This is a genomic window from Acinetobacter sp. Marseille-Q1618 (assembly GCF_902809855.1).
Taxonomy (GTDB): Bacteria; Pseudomonadota; Gammaproteobacteria; order Pseudomonadales; family Moraxellaceae; genus Acinetobacter.
In genome coordinates, this window is record NZ_CADDWJ010000003.1 from 241,253 (window position 1) to 260,816 (window position 19,564).

The 19,564-nt window shown below is 40.5% G+C and carries 17 protein-coding genes; 2 read left to right on the plus strand and 15 right to left on the minus strand.

What is annotated here, in order from left to right; genetic code table 11:
- Positions 1-36 precede the first annotated feature (36 nt).
- Complete coding sequence (gene gigC, locus HUS24_RS15040) at positions 37-927, plus strand: LysR family transcriptional regulator GigC (RefSeq protein ID WP_173912776.1); 891 nt, start codon at positions 37-39, stop codon at positions 925-927.
- A 71-nt stretch (positions 928-998) separates the two neighbouring features.
- On the opposite strand, the gene HUS24_RS16950 is transcribed toward gigC, so the two are convergent.
- The 15 genes from HUS24_RS16950 to ndhC all read right to left on the minus strand — a co-directional run bounded on the left by HUS24_RS16950 (position 999) and on the right by ndhC (position 18,402).
- On the minus strand, positions 999-2,495 hold the full coding sequence (locus HUS24_RS16950; protein WP_217424363.1) for a DUF4573 domain-containing protein: 1,497 nt from the start codon (positions 2,493-2,495) through the stop codon (positions 999-1,001).
- Between the two features lie 96 nt (positions 2,496-2,591).
- Complete coding sequence (upp, locus tag HUS24_RS15050; RefSeq protein WP_173912777.1) at positions 2,592-3,227, minus strand: uracil phosphoribosyltransferase; 636 nt, start codon at positions 3,225-3,227, stop codon at positions 2,592-2,594.
- A gap of 120 nt (positions 3,228-3,347) precedes the next feature.
- Positions 3,348-4,844 carry an NADH-quinone oxidoreductase subunit NuoN gene (gene nuoN / locus HUS24_RS15055; RefSeq protein WP_173912778.1) on the minus strand — a complete coding sequence of 499 codons (1,497 nt, stop codon included), beginning with the start codon at positions 4,842-4,844 and terminating at the stop codon, positions 3,348-3,350.
- 2 nt (positions 4,845-4,846) lie between these two features.
- A complete protein-coding gene (gene nuoM, locus HUS24_RS15060; protein WP_173912849.1) occupies positions 4,847-6,451 on the minus strand; it encodes an NADH-quinone oxidoreductase subunit M in 1,605 nt (534 codons plus the stop codon).
- A gap of 7 nt (positions 6,452-6,458) precedes the next feature.
- The gene (nuoL, locus tag HUS24_RS15065) at positions 6,459-8,351 is read right to left on the minus strand and encodes an NADH-quinone oxidoreductase subunit L (protein WP_173912779.1); all 1,893 of its coding nucleotides are present in this window, start codon (positions 8,349-8,351) and stop codon (positions 6,459-6,461) included.
- Positions 8,348-8,656 carry an NADH-quinone oxidoreductase subunit NuoK gene (nuoK, locus tag HUS24_RS15070; protein WP_065993679.1) on the minus strand — a complete coding sequence of 103 codons (309 nt, stop codon included), beginning with the start codon at positions 8,654-8,656 and terminating at the stop codon, positions 8,348-8,350. The genes nuoL and nuoK overlap by 4 nt, the downstream gene beginning before the upstream one ends.
- A complete protein-coding gene (gene nuoJ, locus HUS24_RS15075; protein ID WP_173912850.1) occupies positions 8,656-9,174 on the minus strand; it encodes an NADH-quinone oxidoreductase subunit J in 519 nt (172 codons plus the stop codon). Before nuoJ ends, nuoK begins: the two co-directional genes overlap by 1 nt.
- Positions 9,174-9,716, minus strand: a complete 543-nt coding sequence (nuoI, locus tag HUS24_RS15080; RefSeq protein WP_065993681.1) for an NADH-quinone oxidoreductase subunit NuoI — start codon at positions 9,714-9,716, stop codon at positions 9,174-9,176. Before nuoI ends, nuoJ begins: the two co-directional genes overlap by 1 nt.
- A gap of 18 nt (positions 9,717-9,734) precedes the next feature.
- Positions 9,735-10,748 carry an NADH-quinone oxidoreductase subunit NuoH gene (nuoH, locus tag HUS24_RS15085; RefSeq protein WP_173912780.1) on the minus strand — a complete coding sequence of 338 codons (1,014 nt, stop codon included), beginning with the start codon at positions 10,746-10,748 and terminating at the stop codon, positions 9,735-9,737.
- A gap of 3 nt (positions 10,749-10,751) precedes the next feature.
- Positions 10,752-13,436: an NADH-quinone oxidoreductase subunit NuoG gene (nuoG, locus tag HUS24_RS15090; protein WP_173912781.1), complete on the minus strand. Its 2,685-nt coding sequence runs from the start codon at positions 13,434-13,436 to the stop codon at positions 10,752-10,754.
- 11 nt (positions 13,437-13,447) lie between these two features.
- Entirely contained in the window at positions 13,448-14,776 is a 1,329-nt protein-coding gene (gene nuoF / locus HUS24_RS15095; RefSeq protein ID WP_173912782.1) for an NADH-quinone oxidoreductase subunit NuoF, read from the minus strand.
- Positions 14,773-15,282, minus strand: coding sequence for an NADH-quinone oxidoreductase subunit NuoE (nuoE, locus tag HUS24_RS15100; protein WP_173912783.1), 510 nt, complete (start codon positions 15,280-15,282; stop codon positions 14,773-14,775). The genes nuoF and nuoE overlap by 4 nt, the downstream gene beginning before the upstream one ends.
- Positions 15,283-15,294: 12 nt before the next feature.
- Entirely contained in the window at positions 15,295-17,082 is a 1,788-nt protein-coding gene (gene nuoC, locus HUS24_RS15105; protein WP_173912784.1) for an NADH-quinone oxidoreductase subunit C/D, read from the minus strand.
- Positions 17,083-17,168: 86 nt separating this feature from the next.
- Positions 17,169-17,846: an NADH-quinone oxidoreductase subunit B family protein gene (locus HUS24_RS15110; protein ID WP_173912785.1), complete on the minus strand. Its 678-nt coding sequence runs from the start codon at positions 17,844-17,846 to the stop codon at positions 17,169-17,171.
- Positions 17,847-17,853: 7 nt separating this feature from the next.
- Positions 17,854-18,402, minus strand: coding sequence for an NADH-quinone oxidoreductase subunit A (gene ndhC, locus HUS24_RS15115; RefSeq protein WP_173912786.1), 549 nt, complete (start codon positions 18,400-18,402; stop codon positions 17,854-17,856).
- Between the two features lie 744 nt (positions 18,403-19,146).
- Between ndhC and HUS24_RS15120 the strand changes: the two genes are divergently transcribed.
- Positions 19,147-19,503, plus strand: a complete 357-nt coding sequence (locus HUS24_RS15120; RefSeq protein WP_065993689.1) for a hypothetical protein — start codon at positions 19,147-19,149, stop codon at positions 19,501-19,503.
- The last annotated feature ends 61 nt before the right edge of the window (positions 19,504-19,564 follow it).

Sequence of the window (19,564 nt, forward strand, 5' to 3'; positions counted from 1 at the left end):
TGCTTATGAAAAACGTCTCAAGTTAAGGCTATTCACATGCGCATGACTTTACGCCAATTGGCTGTTTTTGTAGCAGTCGCTCAAGAAGGTACCGTAACCAAAGCCAGTGATGCGGTTCGACTAACACAAAGTGCTGCAAGTATGGCTTTGGCAGATTTAGAAGATGGACTTGGTGCGCCATTATTTGACCGTTTGGGGAAAAGACTTCAACTTAATGACTTGGGACGTTTTTTATTGCCCCAAGCTTTAGAAATCTTAGGTCGCTGCGAAGCTTTTGAACAAGCAGCAAAAGGTGAATTACAAAGTATTGATTTACGCATTGGTGCGACTTTAACCATCAGTGATTATCTCATGCCTGATTTAATGGCCGATTTTTTGCAAATTCGTCCTCAGGCTCATTTACAATTACAAGTCGGCAATACCCGTCAAATGATTGAAGCAGTGAATCAATTTCAACTTGATTTAGCTATGATTGAAGGGTCTTGTCATTTACCCCAGTTACAATGTATTCCTTGGCGTGATGATGAGCTTGCTGTCTGCTGTTCTGCTAATCACCCTTTAGCACAGTTAAATCGCCCACTCACACCTGCAGATTTTTATGCTGTGGAATGGATTTTACGTGAAGAAGGCTCTGGTACACGTGAAGTTTTTGATCATGCCATTTTAAAAGATTTGCCTGATGCAAATATTCGTCTAACACTGGGTCACAACGAAGCGATTTTAAAAATTGTTGCGGGCGGTTTAGGGATGTCTTGTATTTCAAAATTAGCCATTGAACCTTTGTTAGAAAAGCAACAATTGGTAATTTTAAATACTCCTTTTTGGTCACTGACGCGTCCACTTTATATGCTGGTGCATCGTCAAAAATATCAAGGACCTGGCTTACGTTCTTTTTTGAAGTTTTGCGAAGACCAAGTTGCCGAATAACCTATTTATCTAAATAAAACTGATTCGCCAAAAATCATTTTTAGACATAAGATTTATAGTTAAAATGCTGCTTATTTTCTTAAAGCAGCATTTTTTTGTGCAGCATTTTTCTTTTCTTGCTCTATTTTATAAAGTTTTAGCTTGGCATCTTGCTCTAGTTGATATTTTTGATATTTGCCATAGGCTAAATAGCTTACATTTGCAGCTAAGATTAAAATAACTCCAGTAATAATATAGAGAGGGTTAATATAGACTTTGCGCTCCTTTTTTTCTTTAATAGGTTTCCATTTTCCATATAAAATTTGTGTTTTTAAGTTTAGATACATTGAGTTTTCTTTAAAACTTGACATTTCCTTGATGATTTGTGCTTCTGCTTCTTTAATCTCTGTGGTTAAAATTTGTTGTTTTTCTTCTTCATTATCTTTGTCGTTGAAGTCATTAACTTGTGGAGTTTCAACAAGATTTTGAATATTTTTACATTCTTCAAGAATATCAATCTGTTCTGACTTATCGGATGAATGTTTTATGTCTAGCGTTACTTTCTCTTGTAAGTTTGAATTTTGAATTAAATGCTGTTTATTTAATTCAAATATTTGTGTTTTATCTAGAACATCTACATCAAGCTGTGAATCTTGGATATTTGTTACTCTTTCTTTAGCTTGCTCAAGATCTTTTGTTTTATTCACATTTTTTGAACCAATCAAATCTTCATTACTTAAAGAATCATTTAAAATTGGCTCTTTTTTCGGTAAATCTGATGCATCATGATGAACAAGTATATCTTTCAATATTACTACTTCATCATGCTGAAACTCCAATTTACCAACAGCTTGTTGATTTTTCTTTATTAAATGTTCAACGTTTAACTCAATTATAGGATATATGTTTTCTTCTTCTGCTTGTAAGTTTTCAACAGCTTCAACAGCTTCAACAGCTTCAACAGCTTCAACAGCTTCAACAGCTTCTACAGCTTCTACAGCTTCTACAGCTTCTACAGCTTCTACAGCTTCTACAGCTTCTACAGCTTCTACAGCTTCTACAGCTTCTACAGCTTCTACAGCTTCTACAGCTTCTACAGCTTCAACAGTTTCAACAGCTTCTACAGCTTCTACAGCTTCTACAGCTTCTACAGCTTCTACAGCTTCTACAGCCTCTACAGCTTCTACAGCTTCTACAGCTTCTACAGCTTCTACAGCTTCTACAGCTTCTACAGCTTCTACAGCTTCTACAGCAGTATGCAGAGTTTGATTTGTATTTAACAGTCGTAATCGCGCCAAAACTGATTTTCGACTCATCCGCTTAGATTGAGTTTGATGATTATCAGTCAATAGCTCTGTATAACTTTTAGGCTCGTGTTGAATATTTGCTACTGCATTTTTGATATCTAAACGTACAATACAGCTTGCCATAAGCTGATTCATATCATCCGTTACGATACATTTGATACGTTCATTTATTTGCGGTGATATATCTGAATTGGGAAAATCAGACAATTGAAAATGAATAATGCGTTGATCCTTAACCAGTTCAATACAACCAGTCTCATCCTCAGCATCATACTGAACCACGATCCCCTTATAAAACATAAGTCAATTCTCTAATTTTTTATAATAATGTCAAATAAAAAAGGAAGCTCGAAAGCTTCCTCTTAATACTACTAAATTTTAATCTTTTTGCACACTACCAAAAATTTTATCACCCGCATCTCCAAGTCCCGGTACGATATAACCATTTTCATTTAAACCTTCATCGATTGACGCTGTGAAAATGGTTACGTCTGGATGTGCCTGTTCTACACGTTGAATCCCTTCAGGTGCAGCAACCAATACCATCACTCGAATGTCTTTACAGCCACTTGCTTTAAGTACATCAATTGCTGCCACTAATGAAGAGCCCGTTGCAAGCATGGGATCAATAATCATCGCAATACGGTTTTGCACATCTGGTACAAGTTTTTTGTAATACGTGCGTGCTTCTAAAGTTTCTTCATCACGCTCTAAACCTAATACAGAAACTTTAGCACTTGGGATTAGGTTTAAAAAACCTTCTAACATGCCGATCCCTGCACGCAAAATAGGTACCACCGTAATTTTTTTACCCGCAATACGATCTACAGTAACTTTACCATTCCAACCTTCAGTTTCATGGTCGCATACAGGTAAATCTTTGGTCGCTTCATAAGTCAAAAGCATTGTGACTTCTTGTGCAAGTTCACGAAAATTCTTGGTACTAATATCAGCACGACGTAATAAACCTAATTTATGACGAATAAGCGGATGACGAATTTCTTGAATGGGCACGGGAGAACACCTAAAAAGATAAAAGTAAATTTCCATTATTATAAATGTTTTTTATATAAGATATAAGAAAGCCCTCAATGTTTGAGGGCTTTTTTTGTTAAATCTGATCGTTTTTATAGATTATTGCTGTTGGCTCAACATCATATGAATCGGTGAAAGAATTTCAGATTTAAGCGCCAAGTCAATTAATGGATCTGGGTAGACACCAATAATTAAAACAAGAGCAGCAGCACCTAAAACCATAAGACCACCGACTTTTTGCCCCCAATGATCAACCGCATCAATACGAGGATTTTCAGGTGGAGTCATATACATCACAACCATCACACGTAAATAGTAATATAAACCAATACCACTACCCACAATAATCATTGCAGCTAAGAACCAATGTTGTGCCGTTACTGCCGACATCACCACCAAGAACTTACCGATAAAGCCTGCAGTCAATGGAATACCTGCGAGTGACAACATCATTACAGTTAATGTTGCAGTCAACACAGGACGACGCCAGAACAATCCACGATAATCAGCCAAAGACTCTGCTTCATCAAGATTGTTATATGGGCTAGACATTAATGCAACCGCACCAAAAGCACCGATTGTAGTTAATGTATAAGTCGCAATATAAACGCTGACACTGCCTAGACTTGCATAGGTTGTGCTTACCAAAGCAATCAATAAATAACCAAAATGTGCAATCGAAGAATAACCTAAAATACGTTTTAAGTTGACTTGACGTACTGCAAGGAAGTTACCGACCAAAATAGAAAGTACCGCAATCACTGTAATGATCGTTACGATTGAAGGTACTAAAATTGCACCTGAAGTCAAAATGTAACGCACCAATAAGCCGATTGTTGCAACTTTTGCCACAGTCGCCAAGAATGTTGCGATTGGCGCAGGCGCACCTTGATAAACGTCAGGTGTCCATTTATGAAATGGTGCAAGTGATAGTTTAAAGCCGATTGCAAATACAATCAGACCTAAACCTAAAATGACCATTGGTTGTTGAATTGCTTGGAATAAAGCAGGCACAGCTTCATAGAATGCCAATGAACCTGTATATGCATATACATACGCCATACCCATCAACAACATTGCAGAAGCCGTTGCAGAAAGAACTAAATACTTAATCCCAGCTTCTAACGATTTTGCACGTTGATGTGTATATGCCAACAAACCATACACAGGAATTGACATCAATTCTAAACTAATAAAGAACGATGCAAAGTGTGAACTTGCCACCATTAACATTGCCCCTGCAACAGAGATCAACATTAAGATATAAAGCTCTTCACGGTTATCTTTATAAGTTTCGATATAAGCATGCGCCAAAGTACAGCAAGCCAAAGCAGCAATAATTGCAAGCAATTGATAGAACAATGTAAATGGATCAACCATAAACATGCCCATCACATTTGATGGTGCAAAATCACCACCAAACATCATGATCAATACATCAAGCGCTGCAAGGTTTAAACCCACCACTGAAGCGGTTGCAATCAAATTATGATTACGTTTGATTGCAGTTAAGATCATCACCACGACTGCAGTCAAAGCTACAATCATGACAGGTGCCAAAGGCATGAGATCCGAAAATGACATTGTGAAGTTCATGATTATTGGATCTCCACATTTGCTTGAGAAACAACCTGTTGAGTTGATTCAACGATTTCTTGAACAGGAATATAGCTATTTGCAATCCACTGCATACTTGAGTTTGAAACATCTAAGAATGTCTGTGGATACATACCCAGCCATACCAAACCAATCGCACAGACCAGCAAAAGAACAATTTCACGTGCAGTCAAGTCTTTAAATGGTGTTGCATAATGTTGTTTCTGCGCTTCGTTTGGTGTTCCAAATAAAGCTTTGTGAATCAAGATAAGACCATACAGACCCGCAAACACTAAACTGATCGCAGCAATAATCGTGAATGTTGGAAATTTACCAAACGCACCCATCAAGATCAGGAACTCACCAATAAAGTTACCTAAACCAGGAATACCGACTAATGCTGCAATAAAGAACATTAAGAAGAATGGTAAATATTGGAACTGACCACGAATCCCCCCCATTAAACGTAAATCACGTGTATGTAAACGCTCATACACTTGACCACACATAATGAACAATGCAGCAGAAGATAAACCATGTGCCAACATCATGATCATCAGACCTTGGAAGGTCAAAATATTACCTGCATAAAGCGCAAGTAACACGAAGCCCATGTGCGAAATAGATGTATACGCCAATAAGCGTTTCATATCTGTTTGTTGGAATGCACACCAAGCACCGTAGAAGATACCAATTAAACCAAAGATGATCGCAATATCTGCAAATTGTGCAGATGCTGCTGGAAAGAACGGAATTACGAAACGTAATAAACCGTAAGCCGCAGTTTTAATCAAGATACCTGCCAAGTCTACAGAACCTGCTGTAGGTGCTTGCGCATGCGCATCTGGTAACCAACCATGTAATGGAAAAACAGGAAGTTTTACTGCAAAACCGATGAACATACAGATCATCAATGCATAAGCGATATGCGGTGCTTGAGCATCTAAAGTACGTGCAACAGCCATCAAGTAGTAATAATCAAAGCCAATCGTACCTGACATCATGTATCCATAGATCACAAGACCTAGAATACCCACAAGCATGATCAAACCTGCAACCTGTGTATAAATAAAGAACTTCGTCGCTGCATATACACGTGATTTACCTTCTGCCCCAGTATGACCCCAAAGTGCGATCAAGAAGTAGATTGGAACAAGCATCATCTCCCAGAAGAAGAAGAACAAGAACAAATCAATTGCGAGGAAAACACCGATGACCCCACCCAAAGACCATAAAAGGTTTAAGTGGAAGAAACCAACGTTCTTTTGAATTTCCCCAAATGAACAACCTACTGCAAGTACACCTAGCAATGCAGTTAAGCCAACCATTAATAATGAAAGACCATCAACAGCCAAATGAATATTAATCCCTAAAGACTTAATCCACTCAACCTGAAATTGTGCTGCCCAAGATGGGACTTGTTGTCCCAACTCATATGTAAAACCACCTTGGCTCCAAAGCACACCTGTTAAGCCCAAAGTAATGAGCATACCAATCAATGCGATGTAACGAGGTAAATGGTCATCGAGCTTATCGACTACCCAGCAAAGAAAACCTGCAATAAAAGGTACAAGAATTAATGCGGGTAAAATCCAATTGTTTGTGATTTCCATCTTATTTCCCCACTACCTGAATCACGATCAAGATCATCAGCAATACCACTACACCGAGTGACATACTTGATGCATATTCACGTAATGAACCTGTTTGACGGGCACTTGTAAATTTATTACCACCTTTCACAATTGCAGGTAAAACTAGCCATAAACCATCAATTGGATCACGACCAAGAATTTTTGCAATCAGTAAATAAGGTTGAACAAATACAAGGTTATATAATGAATCGAAACCAAATGCATTACGGCAAATATTGGCTAAGCCTGCACCGAATGAAGTTGCTGCAAAACCTTTTACCGCATTGTATGCAAATGCAAACAAGACAACACCCACCACTAAACCAGCCAGTGCAATACCCACTGCTGTATATTCAGCAGAATGCATACCATGCATTAATTCCTCAGTTGGAATATTAAATACAGGAATTTGCGCTGCAGTTAATGCTTTTTCTACTGGTGCTTTTAAGACATAAGCCACACCTGTAGAAAGTACCGCAAGGATACCTAAAGGTAACCAGTATGTTGCACCTTTGATTTCATGATAAGGCGTATTTTCTTTGCCAAAGAATACAACCCAGATTAAACGGAATGTATAAATTGAGGTTAAGAATGCCCCTGCGACACCGACCCAATATAACCAGCCAAATGCTGCATTGGCTTGACTTTGTACCCAAACCGCACCCAAGATCGCATCTTTTGAGAAGAAGCCGATGGTTACAAATGGAATCGCTGCAAGCGCACCACCACCGATGGCAAAACATGCAAACAGGAACTTGTTATGTTTGTACAAACCACCCATTTTGAAGATGTTTTGTTCGTGATGATAAGCCAAGATCACCGCACCAGAAGACAAGAATAATAATGCCTTGAAGAATGCGTGAGCAAGCATATGGAATAAACCTGCTTGGTATGCTTCTGCACCCACCGCCATAAACATATAACCGAGCTGACTCATGGTTGAGTAAGCCAAAATACGTTTGATGTCGGTTTGAACCAATGCTGCAAAACCAGCAACCAATAACGTAACCGCACCTGTAATTGCAATGAACTGCATGATTTCAGGTGTCATTTCAAACACACTGAACATACGACAGCACAGATAAACACCTGCTGTTACCATTGTTGCAGCATGGATCAATGCAGATACTGGTGTAGGACCAGCCATCGCATCTGCCAACCATGTTTGTAATGGGATTTGTGCAGATTTACCCGCAGCACCCAAGAACAACATCAATGATGTCCAAAGTGCAAGGTTATGATCAAGCGCTAAAACTTGTGATGCATTTGCAACGATGGTACCGATATGTAAAGTACCAAATTGTTGATAAAGCAAGAACAACGCGATGAGTAAGAAAACATCACCCACACGTGTTACGGTAAATGCTTTAATCGCAGCCATACCATTTGAAGGGTTTTGGTAGTAGTAACCAATTAACAGGTAAGAACACAGACCTACACCTTCCCAACCTAAGAATAACAACGCTAAGTTGTCACCCAACACAAGTACAAGCATGCTTGCAACGAATAGGTTGAAATAAGAGAAGAAACGTGCAAAGTCCTCTTCACCACGCATATACCATGTTGCGAAAATGTGAATCAGAAAACCTACACCTGTGATCATGCCCATCATTAACAATGATAAGCCATCTAAATGTAAGCTAACCCCTGGTGCAAAACCACCGACATTAAACCAAGTCCACAAATTCTGTGTTTGTGCAACAGAACCATTGTTGACAAAGTCCATACCAGCAATCCAGGCAAATAATGCAGACAGACCTACAGAACCCGCACCAATGATTGCCGCAACATTTTCAGGAAGTTTATTGCGCCCTGCCGCTAAAAGGATAAAACCAATCAGCGGAAATAAAATTGTTAAATATAAATAGCTCATCCGCGCATCTCACTAGCAGCATCTACATCCAAGTGATGGAAGCGATGATAGAACTGAAGGACGATCGCAAGACCGATACACGCCTCTGCTGCAGCAAGGGTCAAAATTAAGATAAACATAATTTGACCATCAGGTTGTACCCAAGCACTTCCTGCAACAACGAATGCCAACGCAGCAGCATTCATCATGATTTCAAGGCTCATCAACATAAATAAAAGGTTGCGTCGTACCATTACACCGTAAAAGCCAAGTGCAAAAAGGATAGATGCAACGATTAGACCATGCTCTAAAGGGATATTGCCCATTATTCTGTATCCTCTTCTGCACTTGGTTCACGTTTGCCTAAGTGGAACGCTGCAACCAATGCTGCAAGCAATAACATTGCGGCTACTTCAACCAATAATAAGTAGTGTGTAAAGAGTGCTTGACCGACAGCTTTAGGTCCCACCATTTGAGTACCTAAAACATGTTGTGTTTGGGTATAGTCAGAACCTAACATCCAAACTAAACATAAACCCATCAAGAAACTCATCAATGCTGGATACGCCCAAGCATCAGAAGTTAACCATTTGCGTTCTTGATCAACGGTATGTTGACCAAGATTGAGCATCATCACTACGAAGACGAACAACACCATAATTGCGCCTGCATAGACAATCACTTCTAATGCTGCTGCAAATGGTGCGCCAATGGTTAAGAAAATCCCTGCAACTGCAAGCAATGACACGATTAAGCTTAATAACGCATGTACAGGATTCGCATTGGTCACAACGCGAATGGTAGAAACAATGGCCACGAGAGCCATTAAATAAAATGGCCACATCATGGTAGTAAGCTCCGTACGTCAACAGGTGCGCTTTCACGTTGCGCTTGACCTTTTTCTTTACCGTCAATTGCCATACCCGTTACACGATAGAAGTTGTAATCAGGGTATTTACCTGGACCAGAAATCAGTAAGTTTTCTTTTTCATAGACAAGGTCTTGGCGCACATATTCACCAAGTTCAAAGTCTGGAGTTAACTGAATCGCAGTCGTTGGGCAAGCTTCCTCACACATCCCACAGAAAATACAACGTGAGAAGTTAATACGGAAAAATTCTGGATACCAACGTCCATCTTCTTTTTCAGCTTTCTGTAATGAAATACAACCTACAGGACATGCAACAGCACATAAGTTACACGCAACACAACGCTCTTCGCCATCTGGGTCACGTGTTAATACGATACGACCACGGTAGCGTGGTGGTACGATTTGTTCGGCTGGAACTTCAGGATATAAAATCGTATCACGAGGACGAACAGCGTGTGTAAACACCATCCACAGTGAGCGAACAATTGTTCCTACGCCAGCTAGAATTTTATACATTTTGTACTCCCTGCTGTCCTAGGCTTGATTCATCAGAATCACAGCACCAGTCACCAAAAGGTTAACCAATGCGAGTGGTAAACACACTTTCCAACCAAAATTCATCACTTGGTCATAACGAGGACGCATTAACGAACCACGCGCCAAGACAAACATCATTACAAAGAATACTGTTTTGATGATGAACCAGAATGCATCTGGAATGAATGGAATATCTAAATTAAACGGTGCTAACCAACCACCAAAGAATAATGTCACGATCAATGCTGAAATTAAGATAATGTTGACGTATTCAGCAACGAAGAACATCCCCCATTTCATACCACCATACTCGACATGGTAACCTTCAGCCAATTCTTGTTCAGCTTCAGGTTGGTCAAATGGATGACGATGCGTTACAGCAACACCAGCAACCACAAAGATCAAAAAGCCAAGGAATTGTGGAATAATAAACCAAACATCACGTTGTGCTTCTACGATGTCACGCAAGTTAAAAGAACCTGCAATCGCGACCACACCCATGAGCGAAATCCCTAAGAATACTTCATAAGAGATCGTTTGAGCTGCAGAACGTAAACCACCGAGTAATGCATATTTGTTATTTGAAGACCAACCACCAAATAACACGGCATAAACTGCAATCCCCGCCATTGCCATAAAGAACAATAAGCTGATGCTCATGTCCGCTACACCTAAATAAGGTGAAATCGGAATAACCATGAATGATAGTACTGCAGTTGCCATTGCAACTGCTGGTGCTAAACGGAAAGTCAGTTTATCTACAAATTTTGGTGTCCAGTCTTCTTTGAACATGATTTTCAGCATGTCGGCAACGATTTGGAACATCCCGCCAGGACCAACACGGTTTGGACCATAACGGTCTTGCCATAAACCCAGTAAACGACGTTCGATAAATGACATTAGCGCAGCAAACAAAACCACAACCAGCATGATCACAATCGCTTGTATCACGCTGTAGGCAATTGGCCAATCTTGAGCCCATGTCGGGAGGGCGCGTAAAGTTTCGTTCATGAATTACACTCCTACCGCCACAGATACAGGTTCAGCAAGAGAAACGGTTGGTGCTTGTCCAACTGGATACCCAATATAACCTGTAGGTAAATACTCAATCACTTGAACTGGAAGGCTGATCGTTGTTTCGCCTGCTTTCACAGTGATTTTCTGACCGTCCTGAACATTCAAACGTGCTGCATCTTGCTCACCGACTGCAAACATTGCTTCAGGAATACGTGACTCCATTGCAGGTGTTTTCACAGTGAACTCACCAGACGCAAAAATATGATGCATCGGGACTAAACGGAAGCTATCAGGATTTGCAACGAGTGCTGTTGGTGCCACATAACTACGTGTAGGACGTTTAGGTAAACGATCAAACAAACGTACGCCTGCATCACCACCTTTTAAGTGACCGCCCACTTCATCTTGGTATTTGTTCCAAGATTGTGGAGAGTTCCAACCTGGTGCCCATGCAAATGGAACCAAAGATGCTGCTTTTTGTGGACCCACATAACCTTCCATAGAGAATGTTAATGCAGAGTCTACATCGACAGGTTGTTTTGGCTCATGCACATTCAAAGGTGCACGCATTGCAGTACGACCTGAGTAACGACGTGGTTCACGTGCAATTTTTAGACCATGTACACGGTAGCCTGCATCAGGTGCAACATCTTGGATCGCTTCTAAAGCAGGAACATTATTTACAACGCTTTCAATTACGTCATCTAACAATGTCCAAGAAATCGCTTTACCTTTCACACCAGTTTCAATGGCATGTAACCAACGCCAAGATTCTTTGATCGCAAGTTCTGGTTTATAGTAACTTGGGTCATAGATTTGATAGAAACGTTGTGCACGACCTTCTTGTGAAACAACCGTACCATCACCCTCAGCAAAACTCGCAGCAGAAAGAACTACATCAGCCGCTTTCACTGTAGCAGTTTCTGAATGATCCAATACAATCACATTTTGTGCTTTAGCCAATGCTGCTTGTACTTGTGTCGCAGGTAAACGACGGAACAAATCATTTTCAACAATAATGATGGATTCATAATCTTGTGCAAATGCTTGTTCTAAGCTTAAACCACCAAACAACGCCAAGCCCATTGAGTTCACTTCCGGCACAGTCAAGGTTAAACCTGCATTTGAACCAAGGTTCTGTGCAACTTGTGCAGCAGCTTCCATGATCGCAGCATCTTGTAAACTTGTACCAGAAATGATTAATGGTTTTTTCGCAGCTTTTAAGGTATCTGCAATGGTTTGTGCAAATGCTTTCGCATCATCATCTAAACCTGAAATGCTTTCACCTTTTACAGCAGCAGCAATCGCAAAACCTAAACGCGCAATGTCATTTGGAGAAGCAACCACTTCACCTGTTGCCACATCAGCAAGACGTGTTTGCGTTGCAGCTAAAATGTAAATTGGAGATTTTGCATCTTGACCAATACGTTTAACTGGTTCAGCCAACCACTCTTGGGTACGACGCTCTGCTGCCATTTCTTTGGCTTTGTTTTTTGCCGCTTGACGAACTGACAATGCCATACGTGGTGCAGTTTGGGTCAGGTCTTCACCTAAGATCAACACCGCATCATAACTTTCGATTTCACGCATACCAGGATTATAAACACCCTCGGTTTGCATGATAGAGGCTGCAAGCTCAACCAAGCTTTGCTCTTTTTGAGACATCCCAGTTGAATAGTTATCTTGTCCCACTAATTCACGAAGTGCAAAGTTCGATTCGAGTGATGCACGTGGCGAACCAATACCCAAGACTTTTTTGCCCTGAACATTTGCAATAACAGTATCCAATGCTGTGTCCACTGAAACAGTTTGAACATCAGCATCTTTACGGAATTGTGGTTGACGTGGACGATCTTCACGGTTCACATAACCTGCACCAAAACGACCTTTATCACAAAGGAAGTATTGGTTAACTTCACCATTAAAACGGTTTTCTACACGACGCAACTCACCATAACGTTCACCCGGTGAAATATTACAACCTGAAGAGCAGCCTTGGCATACGCTTGGCGCATACTGCATGTCCCATTTACGGTTATAACGTACAGAATGAGTTTTATCGGTAAATACACCCGTTGGGCAAACTTCAGTCAAGTTACCAGAGAATTCCGACTCTAATGTACCTGATTCTGGACGACCAAAGTAAACACGTGACGCATTGGCATATACACCAAAATCTGTACCGCCCGCATAGTCATTGTAATAACGAACACAACGGTAACATGCGATACAACGGTTCATTTCATGTGCAATGAAAGAACCTAGCTCTTGGTTATAATGCGTACGTTTTGTAAAACGATAACGACGACGATCGTGACCTGTCATTACGGTCATATCTTGCAAATGACAGTGACCACCTTCTTCACAGACAGGACAGTCGTGTGGATGGTTGGTCATTAAGAATTCCACAATCGACTCACGGAAATCTTTTGCTTCTTTGTCTTCAATCGAAATATAGGTATTGTCAGCAGCAGGTGTCATACATGACATGACCAAACGACCACGCGTATCTTCTGGATTTGCGTATTGAGTCACGGCACATTGACGGCACGAACCGACAGAACCTAAGGACGGATGCCAACAAAAGTACGGAATATCAATTCCCAAAGATAAACATGCTTGGAGCAAGTTCTCTGAGCCATTGACTTCGTACGATTTGCCATCGACATGAATTGTAGCCATAGTCGAATTCCTTAAGCTTGTTCTACGTTGCTAGTTTGAGCTGCCGCATTGACGACTTTCGCTTCAAACTCACCACGGAAATATTTGAGTGCACCCATGAGTGGCTCCATTGCACCTGGTGCATGGGCACAGAAAGTTTTACCAATCCAGAGCTTACGTGTCAGCTCTTGTAAATGATCGATGTCTTCTTTCTTACCTTCACCATTTTCTAGTGCTTTTAGCACTTTCACAGCCCACGGCAAGCCATCACGACAAGGGGTACAGAAACCACATGATTCACGTGCAAAGAATTCTTCTAGGTTACGGGTTGCAGAAACCATACATTGGGTTTCATCCACCACCATGAGCAAACACGTACCCAAACGTGAACCTGCTTTCATGATGCTTTCTGCATCCATTGGCAAATCAATATGCTCTGCAGCCAAAAAGTCAGTCGATGCACCACCCGGCAACCATGCTTTGAGCTTCAAGCCATCACGCATACCGCCTGCATATTCTTCAATCACTTCACGCGCAGTTGTACCAAATGGTAATTCCCATAAACCCGGGAATTTCACCTTACCTGATGCACCATAAATCTTGGTGCCTGGGTCTTTGGATTTGTCTGCAGATAAAGCGATATACCACTCAGGGCCACGCAGCATAATTGCTGGTAAGTTATTGTACGTCTCTACGTTATTGACAATCGTAGGACGACCCCAAGCACCTGCAACCTGCGGGAATGGTGGTTTGGTACGAGGATTGGCACGACGACCTTCGAGTGAGTTAATTAATGCAGTTTCTTCACCACAAATATAACGCCCTGCACCCGTATGTACGTGTAACTCAAAGTTCCAACCTGTACCTAAGATGTTGTCGCCCAAATAACCTTTGGCACGAATTTGCTCCAAAGCTTCATTTAAGTATTGGGCAGCTTCAACGTACTCCCCACGAATGAAGATATAACCTTGAGTTGCCTCTAAGGTATAGCCAGCAATCAACATGCCTTCGAGCAATTGATGTGGAAGTTTTTCCATCAACAAGCGGTCTTTGAATGTACCTGGCTCCATTTCATCGGCATTACAGATCAGGTAACGAGGGCCACCATCATTTGGCGCCATCAATGACCATTTAATCCCTGCTGGGAAGCCTGCACCACCACGACCTTTTACGGTTGCAGCTTTAATCACTTCAAGCACTTCTGCTGGTTTCATACCCAATGCTTTTTTGAAGCCTGCATAACCTTCGAGTGCTTCATAATCATCTGCACTACGCACAAACTCTTGCTTGCTTAAACGCCAAGTCAATGGATGAGTTTCTGGATTACCGTCGCCATAAATTGGTTTTGGTTCAGTATTCATACATACTTCTCCAATAATTGTTTCACAGAAGTTACTTCAACCAAACCATGAGTATCTTCATCAATCATCAAAGTTGGACCTTTGTCACAATTTCCTAAACAGCAAATTGGCAATAAAGTAAAACGACCATCAGCAGTTGTTTGGCCATATTGAATGCCTAATTCACGTTGGAATGCTTCTGCCAAAGTTTCCGCCCCCATCAAGAAACATGCAATCGAATCACACAATAAAATCACGTGACGACCCACAGGTTGACGGTAAATACGGTTATAGAACGTTGCAACACCTTCCAAATCCGCAACACTAATGGTCAACAACTGTGCAATCGCATTCAATTGTGCATCATCTACCCAACCATTACGGCGCTGTACACACTTCAAAGCATCCAAAGATGCTGCACGTGGGTACGGATAGTGACCAATGTGATGTTCAATTTCATGGATTTCTTCCGCAGTTAAAATCCCTTCAACATTCACACGTGGTTTTTTATCAGTCAAAATCATCATAATGCGTACCCCTTAGCGATCCACGTCAGCCATAACAACGTCAATCGTCGCTAAATAAATGATCAAGTCAGATACAAGACTGCCGTTAATCACAGAAGGAATTTGCTGTAAATGCGTGAAAGTTGGTGTACGAATACGAGTACGATAGCTCATCGTTGACTTATCTGAAGTCAGATAATAATTCGATGCACCTTTTACCACTTCTGCCATCACAGACGCTTCACCTGCTGGCATTACAGGCCCCCATGACACGCTCAAGAAATGCGTAATCAAAGTTTCAATATCGTGTAAAGTCTTGTCTTTTGGTGGTGGAACTGCCAAAGGATGATCCGCTTTATAAGGACCAGAAGGCATATTATCCAAGCACTGTTTGACAATTTTTAATGACTCTTCGATTTCACGATAATGCACGATCACACGTGCATACGCATCGCCTTCATATTCTAATGGCACTTCGAAATCGTAGTTTTCGTAGCCACTATATGGACGATATTTACGCACATCAAAGTCAATACCTGTCGCACGTAAGCCAGTCCCTGTTACACCCCAAGCCAATGCAGATTTTGCATCGTATTGCGCAACATTACGGGTACGACCAACAAACACTGAGTTTTTCAGCGCTGCTTTGTGATATTCCTTCAAACGTTTTGGTAACCAATCCAAAATTTCACGAATGAGCTTTTGCCAGTTATTTGGAAGATCGTGTGCCGTACCACCGATACGGAACCATGCTGGATGCATACGGAAACCTGTGATCGCTTCAATCGCATCATAGATTTTTTGACGATCCGCAAACATATAGAATACTGGCGTCATACCACCCGCATCCTGAATCGCAGTACCGATGTATAACAAGTGGTTATTGATACGGAACAATTCAGACAACATAACACGAATACATTGCGCACGATCAGGAACAGTGATTCCTGCCATTTGCTCCACACCCATCACATAAGGCATATTTTGCGCACAACCACCCAAGTAGTCGACACGGTCAGTATAAGGAATGAATGAATGCCAAGTCTGACGTTCAGCCATTTTTTCTACACCACGATGGTGATAACCGATATCAGGTACGCAGTCCTTAACTTCTTCACCATCTAACTGTAATACCACACGGAATGCACCATGCGCAGAAGGATGGTTCGGACCCAAGTTCAAGAACATAAAGTCTTCGTCTTTGTTCCCACGCTTTAAGCCCCAATCTTCAGGAACAAAACGTAAATGTTCTTGTTCAAAGTCTTGTTTGGCTTTGTCCTGCATATACGGTGTGTACTCAGTTGCACGTGCAGAATATTCTTTACGAAGTGGGTGACCTTCCCAATACGTTGGCAACAAAATACGACGAAGCATTGGATGCCCTTCGAAGTTAATGCCAAACATATCGTAAGCTTCACGTTCGTACCAATTGGCATTTGGCCAAATGTTGGTTGCTGTTGGGATATTTAAATCACTATCACTCAACGCAACTTTAATACGAATATCACTATTACGCTCAAGCGATAACAAATGATAGAACACAGTAAAGTCAGATGCAGGGAGTCCATCACGGTGTGTACGCATGCGTTCATCTACCGCTGACAAGTCAAATAGCATCACGTAAGGACGTGATACTGTACGCAAGTACATTAAAACTTCTTGTACACGTGCGCGCTCAACCCAGACCGTTGGAAAATCTTCAAACGTTGGTTGCACGTAAAAGTTCTCACCAAATTTGGTTTTGAGATCTTCTACAATCGCAAATGCTGGGCGTGAATCAACAGGGGTTGACTCTGGCATAGCAATTTCAGTTTCAGCCATTGGCTTGGCTTCCTATTTAATACAAATTCTGTCAAATTTTCCGATGATCATAGCCTTCAGCTACGTCAAACATTCATCAGAAAAAATTACTCAATTTCATCCATAGAGCGTAAGTTTTTCACTGCAATACGTTCAGCATTCTTACGATCACGTTCAGGCATCATCTTTGGCTTATATACTGGCTGAAGATCATCACCGATTACCGCAGAAAGCGGACGACGCTCTAACTGAATTTGGTCTTGCAATAACATCAATGCCTGAATTAAAGCTTCAGGACGAGGTGGGCAACCTGGAACATACACATCTACAGGAATGATTTTATCCACGCCTTGTACGACTGAATAGATGTCATACATACCACCAGAGTTTGCACAAGCCCCCATTGAGATGACCCATTTCGGCTCTAACATTTGTTCATACAAACGTTGAATGACAGGCGCCATTTTTACAAAGCATGTCCCTGCAACAATCATTAAGTCAGCCTGACGTGGAGAAGCACGAATAACCTCGGCACCAAAACGTGATAAATCATGCACACCTGTTAAGGTCGTTGCATATTCCACGTAACAGCAAGAAGTACCAAAGTTAAAAGGCCATAATGAGTTTTTACGGCCCCAGTTGACAGCTGTATGTAACACGTCCTCTAAACGAGTCATGAAAACATTTTTATTCACTTCTTCTGAAAGCGGATCAGTAACGATCTGACGCTCTTGAAGTGGATATTGATCAGCTTCTGGATTCGCACGGGTTAAAGTATATTTCATGCCCGACTTACTCCTTGTTCAGTGACATAGTCGGTGTTTTTGATTTCACACGACCAGATGATTGAGCTGGAATCGTACCAGTAGGGTCAGTAACCAACTCTTCAATAGAATTGAAGCGAGTGATTTCTGCAAGATCCATATTTGGTGAACCTACTTTAGCTTTAATTCCTGCTGCTTTACGTTTATCAGAAGGTGACCAATTTAACGCACCAGTCGATAATTCATAAATCAAACCAACAAGTAAAACTAAAATAAACACAGCAGCAGCAGCAAAGCCTATCCAACCTACTTCACGAACAGAGTTTGCCCATGCATAGAGATAAAGCGCCTCTAAGTCGAAGACGACAAAGAAGATTGCAACTAAATAGAATTTTGCAGATAAGCGGATACGTGCACCACCAGCACCTACCACACCAGATTCAAATTGCTCTTGCTTAGCACGACCCCAAGCTTTACCCCCAAGGAGTAAAGGGACTGTGAGCATAAAGACACATAGAAATGTAACGCCGATCACGAAGGCAATAATTGCCCAATCGTATGGAGTAATGGCACTCATGCGGGGATAACTCCTGGCAGGCCTATTATTAACAAAGAATGTATGTATTGGCCTAAAAATACACCAAACACAAAATAAATCTGAACAATTGTACCCGATTGGTATCATCTGTTGCTAGTTTATAGCTATAAGTCTTTCGGATGATTTTTTAATCTTTTAGCGTATTGACACACATTTCGCACCGATATCTGCTAGATCAATCGTATTCTCAAATAAAAAACAATATTTTGATAAGTTTTTTCAAGAAAACACCTATAATTCCCATTTTTTTAATTTAAATCATTTACTTAATACTTTATTTACCATTTTTTGGCGATATCTTTTAGCAAGTGTTTCGAGATTATCTAGATCATTTTTGGAGAATTTCTTTTAAAAACCCCATTGAAAATATTTTGTTACATTGTTCAAAGCAAGAGAATTTATTATTTCGTAAAAAATAATAAAAATATCTTAATGCGATAAAGCTGTAAAAATTTAAAAGATTTAATTAAAAATAATAAGCATTATTATCATCAATACAAACACATGAATTATTCAAACACTGAACAGCATCCTCAATACAATTTTATTTCCTACTTCTCACCTACCTTCGATTTAAGCAAATCAAATTTTTCTAAAAAATAGTTAAAAAATTTAAAGCTTTATTTTTTCATTTTTCAAATTTTTAACAACCATTAATAAAGTTTATACAATTCATTGAGTTATTCTGTGTATGCTAGTCATTAATAATAAGGAGTACAACCGATGAGCATGAACTTTGCACATAAACCAAACTATTTTTTATTTGCTCAATTATTAATACGTCATGTTGAGGGGTATATCAAAAAGCATCCTGATGCGAATAATGCGATTTTTGACTTGCGTGATATTTATGAATTGTTCCGTCAAGATTTGGCTTCAACCACGACCAATTTAGATGGCATCTTAAATATTGCAGATGAATATACTGTCGATACCATCAACGGTGATCAAAAAATTATCAGCCAATATAAAATTGATGCTGAACAAAACAGCTTATTGATTGATTTTAATGCTGATGCTTTACAAGCACTAAGAGATGGCAAGCAAATCATTGCGCCTGATGCAACTTTACATCAGTAATTTTATAGACATTGTTCTTATAAAAATAATTGCATAAAAAAGCACCAAAATCTTGGTGCTT